The organism is Algivirga pacifica (assembly GCF_039543525.1).
Lineage (GTDB): Bacteria > Bacteroidota > Bacteroidia > Cytophagales > Flammeovirgaceae > Algivirga > Algivirga pacifica.
This window is the reverse complement of sequence record NZ_BAABJX010000004.1, coordinates 67,119-81,044: the sequence shown is the minus strand read 5'-3', so window position 1 is coordinate 81,044 and position 13,926 is coordinate 67,119. Positions and strand designations below refer to the sequence as shown.

At 40.9% G+C, this 13,926-nt stretch carries 4 protein-coding genes; all 4 read left to right on the top strand.

From position 1 onward, the window contains the following. Positions 1–131 precede the first annotated feature (131 nt). The 4 genes from ABD985_RS00875 to ABD985_RS00860 all read left to right on the top strand — a co-directional run bounded on the left by ABD985_RS00875 (position 132) and on the right by ABD985_RS00860 (position 13,849). Positions 132–1,232: a DUF4837 family protein gene (locus ABD985_RS00875; RefSeq protein ID WP_345368522.1), complete on the top strand. Its 1,101-nt coding sequence runs from the start codon at positions 132–134 to the stop codon at positions 1,230–1,232. Positions 1,233–1,542: 310 nt separating this feature from the next. Next, positions 1,543–2,154 carry a Holliday junction branch migration protein RuvA gene (gene ruvA, locus ABD985_RS00870; RefSeq protein ID WP_345368521.1) on the top strand — a complete coding sequence of 204 codons (612 nt, stop codon included), beginning with the start codon at positions 1,543–1,545 and terminating at the stop codon, positions 2,152–2,154. Between the two features lie 124 nt (positions 2,155–2,278). Next, complete coding sequence (sov, locus tag ABD985_RS00865; protein WP_345368520.1) at positions 2,279–9,661, top strand: T9SS outer membrane translocon Sov/SprA; 7,383 nt, start codon at positions 2,279–2,281, stop codon at positions 9,659–9,661. Between the two features lie 939 nt (positions 9,662–10,600). Beyond that, positions 10,601–13,849, top strand: a complete 3,249-nt coding sequence (locus tag ABD985_RS00860) for a T9SS type A sorting domain-containing protein (protein WP_345368519.1) — start codon at positions 10,601–10,603, stop codon at positions 13,847–13,849. Positions 13,850–13,926 lie beyond the last annotated feature (77 nt).

Genomic DNA, 13,926 nt, shown 5'->3' with positions numbered 1-13,926 from the left:
ATTCCTGTTCCTGTCCATGTAATCGGATGGAGCCTCAAAAGGAAATCTTAATTATTTCCCTGATCAATTGTAACTTTTCTTGAAACTTGGTTAATATTGTTTGAAGAATCAACATTTAAACGGATATATTTATGCGCATCAGTCATACATTAAAGGTAACGTATTTTTTTGTATTGTCGCTTGTTCTATTTGCCTACAGCTGTGAAGAACCAACCAAAGAGGAAAAGAAAAAAGAACGATTGTCATCCCTGGGAAGCTCCATCGGTGGGGCGGGAGAAATTGTACTGGTGATGGATTCTGCTCAATGGGCAGGAGAGTTGGGAGAGGTAGTTTATGAGGAGGTTGTAGGAAAACCGATCAATACCTTGCCTCAAACAGAACCGATGTTTAAGGTGAATGTGGTTCGTCCAGATTTGTTGAATGGATTTATGAATAAGCATCGTAATATTGTGATGTTTACGACCCTGGATTCTAACTCCGATGATTCCAGAAGAATGAAGCGTTATTTTTCTGATAAGGCGATTGAGAAAGTCATGAAGGGGGGGAAGACCCATATACAGCTGAATCGTAATGTTTATGCCAAAGGGCAGGCAGTAGTCTTAGTTTTTGCTCCTACAGAAGCCGATATGATTGCCTTCTTGAGAGAGGAAGAGAATAGCCAAAAAATCAATAGAGTCTTTAATGAGCAGGAAAATGATAGGGTGTATCGTGAACTGAAAAAAGCCAATGACCCTTCTGTGGCACGCCTTTTGGATGATGCTGTGGGGATCAAAATAAAATCATTTTCTGGTTACAAGAAAGCAGAAGAAACAGAGGACTTTATTTGGTTGAGACACATAGGCAGGGATGTAGACTACAGTATCTTTGTTGGTCGAAAGCCATATAAAGATGCCAGTCAATTCTCGTTGGACAGTATCCTGGCTTGGAGAGAGGAAATTACCAAAGCACATCTTTTTGGAGATCCAGAGCGAAAAGATGAGACTTACCTGGTGACAGAAGATAAAATCCCTGTAGAAAGTAAAAGCCTTACATTGGATGGTCGCTATGCCGTAGAAGTGAAAGGATTATGGAAAACCAAAAATAATACCATGGGTGGTCCTTTTGTGAGTTATGTAATTACCGATAAGGAAGGTAGTGATTTGCTTTATATCGAAGGCTTTATCTACGCTCCAAGTAGAAAGAAAAGGGAATACATGAGGGAGCTGGAAGTGACTCTGAAGTCGCTTTACTAGACTGTATGTTCATGATGTTTAATTGAGCTTCGCTCGTTCATGATGTTTAGTTGTTTGAAGGAAAAAGAGACAATTAGACATTATGAACAATACTGAAGTGTTCATAATGTTTAATTGCAGTTGCGTTGCAACTGCGTTCATAGTGTTTAGTGGTTCAAATAAAAGAAAAAGACAAACAACTAAACACTATGAACGAGCGAAGCTCAATTAAACATCATGAACATATTAGTGGTTTGTGGGCTTGGAAAATGGATATTTGATCATAGAAAAATTATTTACACAGATTATTTAATATTTTTTAATTAATTTTATGTACAATTATATAAAGGGAAAACTGGCATTGAAGACACCAACCTATCTTGTGATCGATGTTGGAGGTATAGGGTACGAAGTGAATATTCCTTTGAGTACATATAGTAAGCTGAAAGGAGAGGAGCAGTGTCAGTTGTTTACCCATTTTTATGTAAAAGAGGATCATCAAGCCTTATATGGTTTTTTAGATAAAAGTGAAAAAGAACTTTTCCTATTACTGATAGGGATCTCTGGAGTAGGACCTTCCACGGGATTAGCATTTTTGTCGACGTTATCACCTTTGGAGATACAGCAGGCAATTCTTTCTGATGATGTAAAGACCGTGCAATCTGTAAAAGGAGTAGGGGCAAAGACTGCTCAGAGAGTAATTATAGAGCTAAAAGATAAAGTTGTCAAACTACAAATAGAGGGGCAAGAAGCGGGAGAACCAGCATTAGTCAATAGTCTGTCTCCTGAAGTTGCAGAGGCTAAGGAACAGGCTTTGGAAGCGCTGATGGCATTAGGATTTTCAAAGTCTATTGCCGAGAAAAGCCTTAAGGTCGTTATCCGTAAACACGGAACTCAACTGAAGGTAGAAGAGATGATTAAACTAGTTTTAAAGCAAAACTAATAAGCCTATAGAGAAGAGTTTTACTACACTGAATACTTAAAAAAAAGAACGTATTTCTTTTGATCCGACAGTGTCACGGGGTAGCTCCGGTGAGAAATGAATTGACAATTTAAACGTTAGAGCTTTGCAGCGTACGGGATTTTTACTGATGCTGCTGATGCTTTCGGTTTCTCTATATAGTGGGGCCGCAGAGCGCAGCGCAGGTCTACATACTTTTTTTCAGGTAGAACAGATACCACAAGAGCCTATTCAAGATACTACTAAGCGAGATCTTCGCCCTTATGAGGATGATCGATTTGGAGATCCTATCTCCAATCCGAGGAGTACATCTCCCTTGCTATTGAATCAGGTTCCCGGTGCTGACTTGTCTATTGAAATCGATTCCAGCGGTAATTTTTATCAGATTAATGAGGACTTGAAGGGAATAGACTTTCGTCCTCCTTCGGTGATTGGTTTTGATGAATACCGAAACTATCTGTACCGCAAGCAGCAAAAAGACTATTGGAGAGATTTGTCCATTCAGCAGGATGGAGGAAACGTACTTCCCGGTAAAGACGGCAAACGCCTGATTCCGCCAATTTACTTAGGACAATTGGCAGATCGTCTGTTTGGAGGAAGTACGATGGTGTTTAATACCAGTGGTAGTGTATTACTCGATTTTGGTGGGCGCTGGCAAAGGGTTGATAACCCTCAACTTCCTGTGAGACAACAACGTGTGGGAGGATTTAATTTTGATCAGCAGATTGGTATGGCTCTGGAAGGCAAGATCGGGGAGAAGTTGTCGATTTCAGGTAATTTTGATACCAAAAGTGTCTTTCAGTTTGATCAACGCTACAATGTTTCCTATACGGCTTATGACCATGATATTATACAAGATATACAGGTCGGTAATGTGAGTTTTCCAGTAAGTAACTCATTGATCTCTGGTGGTCAAAACCTTTTTGGAGTGTATTCTCGTTTGCGTTTTGGAAACCTTTATATTAATAGTGTCTTTTCTAGCCAGAGAGGTTCTATAGAAACCTTGACAATCCGTAACGGTGCCCAGTCCAAGGAATTTGAAATTCGGGCTGATGAGTACGAGAATAATCGACATTTTTTCCTTTCTCAATTTTTTAGAGATAACTACGAGCGCTCTCTTCAACAGCTCCCTAACGTCAACTCCGGAGCCATTGTTACAAGGGTAAAGGTATATGTTACCAATAGAAGTAATGATACACAATCATTGAGGAGTATTGCGGCTTATATGGACCTTGGTGAAGGAGATCCATATAATCCGTCTTGGGGTGGAATGCCTTCTCCAACCGATAATGATGCCAATACCTTATATGAAACCTTGACGGGAAATACTTCTGCCCGTAGTCAGGATCAGGTGAAAACGGTATCTGAAAACCTGGGTATGGAAAATGGAGTAGACTTTGAGGTACTAGCCTCTGCCAGGGAACTGACACCTTCAGAGTTTCAGGTTAATGCTCAATTGGGATATATCACCTTGAATACCCCTTTAAGAAATGATGAGGTATTGGCGGTAGCCTTTGAGTATACCTACAATGGACAAACATTCAAGGTCGGAGAACTGAATGAGGATTATACGAACTTGGGTGCAAATGATATTATCTTTTTTAAGTTGTTGAGTCCTTCTACGGTACGAACAGATTTACCGACCTGGGATTTGATGATGAAGAATATTTATCCTTTGGAGTCTAATCAGGTTCAAAAGGAAAACTTCCAGTTGAGGATCATTTATAGGGATGATGATTCCGGTGTAGATAATCCGAGTTTACACGAAGGAGAAAACACTAGGAATATTCCATTATTGCGTTTGTCGGGTTTGGATACCTTGAACCAGAACCTGGAGTATCAACCAGATGGTAACTTTGACTATATAGAAGGAGTCACTATTCAACCCAATAATGGTCGAGTGATATTCCCAGTACTGGAGCCATTTGGTAATAATTTACAATCCTACTTCTTGCCAGCAGAGAGCAACTTAGTGGATAAGTATGTGTTTGATACCTTGTATACTGGTACACAAGCCGATGCAAAGCTAAATACGGCACAAAATAAATACTTTATTAAAGGAAGTTATCAATCTGGAGGTTCAGGTGAAATTGCATTGCCAGGAATGATGATTGCAGAGAATTCCGTGGTTGTGACAGTAGGAGGGGTACCTTTGACAGAAGGAACAGACTATACCGTGGATTATCAGTTCTCTAGGGTTCGTATTCTGAATGAGGGGATTATGAGCTCCGGAAAGGATATCAAGATTCAGTTTGAGCGTGCCGACCCTTTCAACTTCCAAACCAGAAACCTTGCCGGGGTAGATTTAGAGTACTTTGTCAATCCAGACCTGAAGCTGACGGCTACCTTAATGCACCTCAATGAGAAGCCTAATATCCGTAGGGTTTCCGTAGGGAGTGAACCAACTAAGAACACACTTTGGGGTGCCTCTATCGATTATCGTAAGGATTCTCGAATGTTGACTAAGATGGTTGATGCCTTACCCGGAATTTCCACCAAGGCCACTTCTTCTGTAACGTTTAAAGGTGAAATAGCGCAGTTGATTCCTAGTGCTCCCAAGCTGTTAGGGACAGAGGGAGTCGCTTATATTGATGACTTTGAACAGGCAGAATCGGCCCATGACTTGACAAGGTCAGTGGTACAATGGTCTTTAGGTGCCACTCCTGAGCTGATTAAGGAACAGTTGGTGGATAACGCAAATCCCCAGAGTATTAACTACAATAGAGCAAAACTTGCCTGGTATAATATTGATAATGCCTTTTATTTTGACGGAGGCTTGAATGGGAATGGCAGGCCTGAGGGGGTGACTGAGGAGATGCAACGAAATCATTACGCACGTCAGATTCCGTTTGGGGAGGTATTTCAAGGACAAGAACAAGGACAGATTCGTGTTCCTGAAGTAACCTTTGACCTGGCTTACTACCCTTCTGAAAGAGGGCAGTTTAACTATAATCCAGATTTAGATCAAAATGGCCATTTAAAGAATCCGGAAGATAACTTTGGAGCAATTACCAAAGCGATTTCGCATGATGTGGATTTTGATAATCTCAATATACAATATATAGAGTTCTGGATGATGGACCCTTTTATGCAAGGGGAAAATGCCAGAGTAGAAGGTCAGAACAATACTACGGGGGGTAAACTATATATTAACCTTGGAAATATCTCGGAGGACCTGATTCCGGATGGACGTCACTTCTTTGAAAATGGTCTAACCACCAACCGAAGCGATATGGTGGAGAATGAGGCCTTTGGGTTGACCCCGAATACACAATACCTCAACAATGCTTTTAATAATGCTGTACCGAGGGAAGCACAAGATGTTGGTTTTGATGGATTGTCTTCTGAGGAAGAACGGGCCTTTTTTGCAGACTTTATCAATAGTTTACCTGCAGTATTATCTCCGGATGTGAGGGATGAGATTATCAATGACCCCTCTGCAGATGATTTCAGGTACTATCTGGAATATAGTGGTACTGATGTCGATATCTTGCAACGTTATAAGCGTTTCAACGGTACGGAAGGAAACTCTCCAGAGAATAATGATGGAGGGAGCTCATTTGCTCAGTCGTCAACCAATCAGCCTGATAATGAGGATTTGAACAGGGATAATACCCTGGCGCAGTTGGATCAGTATTTCCAGTATGAGGTAGATCTTCGACCAGGGCAATTAAATAGAAGTCACCCGTTTATTGTGGACGTGGTGGAGTCGAATACGCAGGAAACTAATAATGAAACTGTTCGCTGGTATCAGTTCCGAATCCCGATCAGAGGAAATCATGCCGAGGCAGTAGGAGGAATTCAGTCCTATAAGTCGATTCGTTTTATGCGAATGTTTATGACAGATTGGGAGCAACCTGTCGTTTTGAGACTATTGAATTATCAATTGGTAGAGGCGCAGTGGAGAGCATATGAAGAGAATATTGATAATCCTGAGGAAGGAACAGCTCCAACCTCGACTATTGCGATATCTACAGTGAATATCGAGGAGAATGGAAACGTAGAGGATAATGGGATTCCTTATGTATTACCTCCTGATTTTGAGCGTGATTATGATATTACCTCTTTTGTGACACGTAGAATCAATGAGCAATCACTGAAGGTATGTGTAGAGGACCTGCCGGATGGAGAAAGTCGGGCCGTGTATAAAAACCTTGTCGCTGATCTGGTCAACTATAAACGTATTCGGATGGAGCTGCACGCAGAGGGAGATAATGTCTCGGATGGAGAAGTGGCCGCTTTCTTACGATTGGGAACAGACTTTGTACAGAACTATTATGAGATCGAAGTGCCGTTGAAGATTACCCCTAGGGGATCGACGGCTCCGGAAGCAATCTGGCCGAGAGAGAATGAAATAGATATTTCCCTGGAGGAGTTGTATGAAATCAAGGCCCAAAGAAATAGGGCTAACCTTCCTGTCGGAGAGCCTTTTACTACTTTTGTAAGGGATTACCGAGTGACACTTTATGGTCGTCCGGACCTTAGTTCTGTACAAACCGCGATGATAGGGGTACGTAATCTTCAGAATGAATTTGCGGGTGCTGATAAAGATATTTGTATATGGGCCAATGAGTTGAGGGTGACGGAATATAATGCATTCTCTGGATGGGCAACCAATGCTACCTTGAATGCAAATCTAGCTGACTTGGGTAACGTAAGGGCTGGTCTTCGTTATTCTACGGTAGGATTTGGAGGTATACAGGATAAGGTGGGCGATCGCCAGCGTAACGAGAACCTGAGCTATGATATCTCTGCCAATATGAATATGGAGAAGTTCTGGCTGGATAGGGTAGGTATTAGCTTGCCGTTATTTGTCAGTTATGAGAAATCAACTTCCAATCCATTCTTTGATCCATTGGATCCGGATATCCCGTTAGGTGTTGCTTTAAGTACTTTTGATGATGAGCTGAAGGCGGAGAGCTACAGGGAAAAGGTGAGGGACTATCAGGATGCTTTCAGTATCAATACTTCAGGAATTCGTAAGAAAAAGATGCGGGAAGGAGCTAAGTCTTACCCTTGGGATATTGAGAACTTCACCTTTAATGGAGCTTATACACGCCGATTTATGAGTAATCAGAATACGGCTTCCATGGAGGATGTTCAATGGAGTTTGGGCGCAATTTACGCCTATCAAAGTCCTTTGAAGCCTATTGAACCATTCCGATCATCTAAAGTATTGGATAGTCCATATTTGGCCTTGTTGAAGGATTTTAATTTTAATCCATTACCTAACTCAGTCGCGATTAATGGTAAGTTGGATCGTCGATTCAAGAGAACACAGTTGAGGGATAGGGAACTAAATGAAGATCCTCAGTTGCTTTATTTTGAGAAAGGCTTCCTTTTTAATAGGAACTATAATGTAAACTGGAATGTGGCCAAGTCCCTGACGTTGGATTATGCAGCTACTGCCAATGCGATTATTGATGAGCCAATAGGGGATGTAGATAATCAAGCTGCACAAGATTCTATTTGGAGTAACCTGAAGCGTTTTGGCCGATTGAAGCAGTTCAATCAAAATATCAATGCGACTTATCGACTACCATTGGATAAAATCCCTGTATTGTCTTTTATGAGTGCAGATATGCGCTATACGGGAGGATCTACCTGGACAGCGGGTACCTTGGGGTTGGCAGATTCTTTGGGGAATAATATTCAGAACTCTCAGCAATTCTCCTTGAATGGTAAGATAGACTTGAAGCGTATCTACGATCAGTCCAACTACTTAAAAGTCATTAATCAGCCTGCTAGAGGTAATAGTAGAAGAAGTAAGGTTTCTCCTGCTCGAAGAAGGAGAACACGTTTAGATGCAGATCATCCATTGAAGCTGAAAGAGGGCCGTCTGGAAAAGAAGATCAGTCGTTTGAAGAAAAAGCAAGGGAAAAGAAAGGAAAAAGCAGAGCGTAAGCAAAAGAAAAAAGAAGAAAATATACAAGAAAAGATCGCAAGCCGACAAGCGGATAGTTTGGATACTTCTAGCTTAGAGGAAGAGTTAGCGGCCTTGCAAAAGGTTTCTTCTGATACGACGAAGCTTGATCGTAAGCTAGTCAAGTTGGAGGAGGAACTGAAAGCGTTGAAGCAGGAAATCCGTGCCCTGGAGAAAGAGGGAGAGCAAAAGAAATCGGTAGGCAGAGAGCTTGCAGATGGAACGGCCCGTTTCCTGACGATGGTTAAGGATGTAGATGGTTCTTATTCTCAGAGTAATCAAACGATTATACCGGGGTATACCCCTATTCCGAAGTTATTTGGTTTTGATGAGAACTGGGATGCCCCAGGGGCAGATTTCCTACTGGGTAGTCAGGACTTTGGGATTAGGGATGAAATCTTACCTTATTTGGCGAGAAGCAATAGCCAATCAACTCCTTTCCAGCAGAGAAGATCAGAGGAAATGCGTTTTAGGGCAAATGTAGAGCCTTTCAAGGATTTCAGGATTGCCCTGGAGGCTACCCGTACAAGGAATAGTGCTTATACGGAGATTTTACGTTATATCCCTGATACCAATATATTTGACTCTCAATCCCCTCAAAGATCGGGGAGCTGGGGAGCTTCTTACTTTACCCTATTGACTTCTTTTACAAAAGTAGAGAATGAGCGTTCTCCTCTTTTTGAGGAGTTCGAGAGAAATAGGGAAGTGATACAACAAAGATTGTTGTCAGAGAATCCGGGAGTGCCGTATGGGTTAAATGATCAGGATGTATTGATTCCATCTTTTGTAGCAGCCTATACCGGGAAAAGTGCTGAAGAGGTAGACTTTAGCCCTTTCCCAGAGATTCCTATTCCGAACTGGCAGGTCACTTATAATGGATTGTCCAAATGGTCAGTGTTTGATGGGGTATTACAGTCTTTCTCTTTAAACCACCGTTATTCCTCTAAATATGATGTAGGAACATATTCTTCTTCCTTGTCTTATGGGGTAGCACAAATCGGAATGGACCTCTCGGAAAGAGATGCACCATTGGCATCACAAAGTCAGAATGGGGCAGTGATTCCGGTATATGTGATGAACCAAATCAATATTGATGAGCAGTTCTCTCCACTGATCGGGGTATCCATGAAGTTTACGAACGATTTCCAGTTGAGAATGGACTATAAGAAAGGAAGACGTTTATCCATGAACCTTTCTAATGCTCAATTAGCCGAGCAGAACAATAATGACTTTGTGATCGATATTGGCTATACCAAGGCAGGGATGCGCTTACCATTCCGCTCTCAGGGTAGGACGGTGATTCTGGATAACGATATCACTTTCCGTATGGGATTAACTATTCGGGAGTCTTTGACTTATCAACGTAAGATTGCTGAAGAGGATGTGGTTACGGCAGGTACCTGGAACTTCCAACTTAAGCCAACCATCAATTATGTATTGAATGACCGAGCTAACCTGCAGTTTTATTTTGAGCGCGCAGTGAATGAGCCAAGAGTGTCCACGGCCTTTAGACAGGCCAATACGGCCTTTGGTTTTCAGCTGAGATATGATCTGACACAACAATAGTTAGCTCCGTAGAGGTGTCTTATAGCGCACCTAACACGGTTGAGTAGAAATATTAGACATGAGTCACTCCATATTAACATTTAAGGGGTGACTCATATTTTTTTCTTTAGAAAGTACCTTTATATATCTAAAAATGGCCTTGAAGAATTGCCGTTAAAATTTTTAATCGTCAAAGCGTTAAGAAAATTCCATTGTTTGAGCGTAGCGAGTTGAATACGCCATGTAATGGGTTTAGCTTTTGCGATTAAAAATTAGGCAAATTCTTCAAAGCCTTGATTTTTTTGCTTCGTTTTTCATCCGGGCCACGGTGGCAAGGAAAAAATGAAGAAGCTCATAAAGGGCTTGTGAGATAACTGTAAAGTGATGAATTCTCAGAAAGTTAAGCCATTTGTTAATATGGGATGATTCATGCTTTTATGTCCAATACCTATTGATTAACGGTGAATTATTACATCTATTTTTAGAATATAGGATCTCTTTTGAAGCGTTTAAGTAAGTTCCATTACACGTAAATATTTAATTTTTTTAACCGAAGAGGATGAGAAAGCACTTATTGTATTAAGGTTGGAATAGAAGGAACCATACATGTTGCAAATTTTTGAATTTCTATGAAATACCTCAAATAAAGGACTATATGTTGTGTAGTGACTTGCTTACGGTCGGATTTTGAGCAAATATTCTTCAAATATTGGGTTAATATCTCCTTTGGATAGTCGTGAATTAGTGTAAAAAATAGGCGATTACACGTGAAGTCTTACGTACGTCTCCTTGAGTAGAAAATGAATATTAATGACTTTTTGTTACGAGCTTTTCATCGTGTAGAATTGGGTAATGCATTACAGATGTATGTTTTGTCTGGAAATGATTTTTCGGGCAGCTTATAGGAATGTGTTTAGAAAGACTATAAAAAAACGTTACCCAAATAACCTACAACCAACTATGAAAAACGCTTATTACGCCAAAGTCCTAATCGAAAGCCGAAATGCTGATTTTATGTTCTCGTTGATCAAGCAAATCTATAAAAGCCGATTGGGATATATTTTCAGTCTTTTACTACTATCCAATAGCCTATTCGCACAGACAGGAGGGGATTATAAGTTCAGTCAATACGGGAACAACTCGGCAGACTTATCTGGAACTGAAGGGTGGCAGAATGGAAACTTAAATCCTAACCAATCACATTTTCTAGAGGGATATTCTGTTCCTTATCGCTTGTTGATTGACAATACGATGATAGGATCAGTTTACGAGGTCGTTTTTGAGTTTGATATAGCTGTAATGGATAAGATAGGATTAGACTATATCACATCTTATGATCGTTTGGAGCCACATTCTGTATTTGGCCATGCTGCAGAAACAGTAGATCCTACGTTGGGCACTCCTTTTTTAGGGCAATCTGAGACGTCTTCTTTTACTGTCCCGGCACCGTTAGTAACCAATACACCTGTTGCAGGACAGCCAGTGGCTAGTTACAATGCGCTACCAAATAGTGAAAAGCAAGTTTCTATGTGGGGTGGAGTAATTACGGATGTTTCTTATGTTTCCGGAGGTGACTATACGACTAATGGTGCATCTACACAGTTTAAAGTAACCTTTACAGCTACGGCAGAGGATGCGATTATCGCTTTTGGGGGACATATTTCTAGCCGTGTAGATTGGGGACTGGATGAAAATGGGGAGTCTCGATCAGCTTCAGCAATTAATGGTAGTCCGTTCCAGATGCGTACGAAAAGTGTAACGAAGGATGGGAATTTTATGGTGCTCGGAAATCGTAGTAGAAATTTACAAGCTGCGGCAGTGTTTTTTGTGCCAAGCTGCCAGATTGAAGGAGAAGAATTGAGTTGTGATGGAGAAAATATGATGTTTAATCTAGTCTTCCCAGATTATGAAAACCCTGAATTGTATGAAATAGAGTGGACGTTGGAAAATAACACTTCAGGAGCAATGATTATTGGAGATACTGATGGCTTATCTGTAACCGTGAAACCTGGAATGACCACTGGAGGGTTTGATATTGTGGCTAAAGTGACAGGTGATACAGGGATAATGGAAGAGTGTGCGATTAGTGTAAAGGTGAGCTCACCAATCGAATTTGAACATATGGTTGGAGAGGTAGCTTGTGGAGAAGAATTTGCAACATTCAGCGGAATGATTAGCGGAGGAAAGCCTCCTTATCAAGTATCGATTACAAATGCTGGGTATGAGAATATCTTTGAAGTAGCGCAAGAGGGGAGTATTGGGGATATTGAGTTAGCAAAAGGAGCTTATATCGTAACGATAGAGGATCATAACGGATGCATAATAAGCAAGGAAATAGTAGTAGAGGGAGAAGAAGGCACACCAGATGCTCCAGAAGTGGATGATGAAAGAATTTGTGTGGGGACTTCAGCAATTTTAAGTGTTATTAATCCTGATGAGAATTGTCTATATACCTGGTATGCGACCTTGGAGGGTGATGTGGTACTTGGATATGGAGAGACATTCCAGACACCAAACCTATCAGAAACCACAGTGTATTATGTAAGCTGTACGATTGATGGCTGCGAGAGCGCTCGTACTCCTGTGGAAGTAGAGGTGATTGACTTCAAATGCAATCAACTAAAACAATATTGGGAACTGAATGGCATTTCTTATGGTGTGACTTATGCGCAAGACGAGCAGTTGTATATCTCACTGACGAATAAGAATGATATGGGGTTAGAGATGGAAAAGGTTACTTTTTATCTTTACAAGTTGGATGATCAAAATAACCGAACACTCATAGAAGTAGTAGAAGATGATACTGCTCCTTATTGGTATGATGAGCAAGGAATTAATTTCACACAAGAAGGAGCAGGGCATTATATCTTGAAGGTGTGTCAGCACTTTGCTCCACCGGTAACTCCAGAGGCCGTAGAGTGTTGTTATGAGATTCCTTTTAAGATAGAAGAAGGTAATGGAGATTGTGCTTCTTTGGATTGGAGAATTGAAGGTGCTCAAAATGGACAGGCTTATCCCCTAGGACAAGAATTCTTCTTTGAGGCGGTATCTGATAATTGGACACCTCTTCCTGAGAAGGTCTATTTCAGAATCTATCAGGACCTGAATGGAGGAGAGGTATTAGTGGACGAGTATGTAGATTATACATTACCTTTTGAGTACAATAATGGTATGGGATGGACTCCTGAAGAGGCAGGAATCTATAAAGTAAAAGTATACCTGCATCTTCCAAATGGCGAAGTTTGCTTTAAACAATTGCGTTTCAATGTAGAGGATGAGGATGGGCAAGGAACAGTTCCTCCACTATGTGAAGACTTGGAATGGAAAATTGGAGGGATTCACCAGGGACATGCAGTAGAAGAAGGAGAGACTGTACAGATTCAAGTGAATACGTCTCACTGGCCTCAGCAACCAGAGACGATTATTGTAAGGATCTTTGAGGAAATAGGGTTGGGCTCTGAGCAAGAAATCTTTGTAGAAGTATTGGATACTCCTCCATATATCGTAGAATGGCTAGCAGAACAGGAAGGTCATTACAAAGTGAAGTTCTACGCATACTTTGCGGATGGGACAGTATGTTTTGAGCAGTTGGAGTTCAAAGTAGGAGAAGATGTTCCAGTAATTTGTGAGGACTTGATCTGGAGTATAGACGGAGTCCTTCCTGATTTCCATTATGAATCAGGCGTAACGTTATATCCTTCATTGGTATTGGAGAATTGGGTAGAAAACCCTCACAAAGTGACCTTTAAATTATTCAAGCTAGAAGGGCAAACAGAAACCTTGATCGAGGAAGAGATTTTGGAAACCGACCCACCTTATGCATTTATGGATCCTGATGGAGTAACCTTGACAGATGCCGGCTATTATGTACTGAAGGTTTATCTCCTTCTTTGTAGTGGGGAAGTATGCTACAAACAAGTGAAATTCAAGATAAAGCCATCGGAATATAGTATGAATGCACGTATTGCAAGTCTATATCCAAACCCAGCTTCCACACATTTGAATATCCTATTACAAGCGCCATCAGAGTATGATAACTTGACGCTGAAGATTATCAATGTGAACGGACAAGAGATGATGTATACGGTAGATGCGCTGAGTAATGGCTTACATTCCATTGATGTACAAAGTTTACCAGCTGGAGTATATAGAGCAATATTCTCGAATAATGGTCAGGTAGTGAATAGTTATCAGTTCCTGAAGCAATGATGTTGTAATGATTAGGTAGAGTCATTTTAGAGGAGAAAGGAGAAAGGAGAAAGGAGAAAGGAGAAACTTTGTATAAG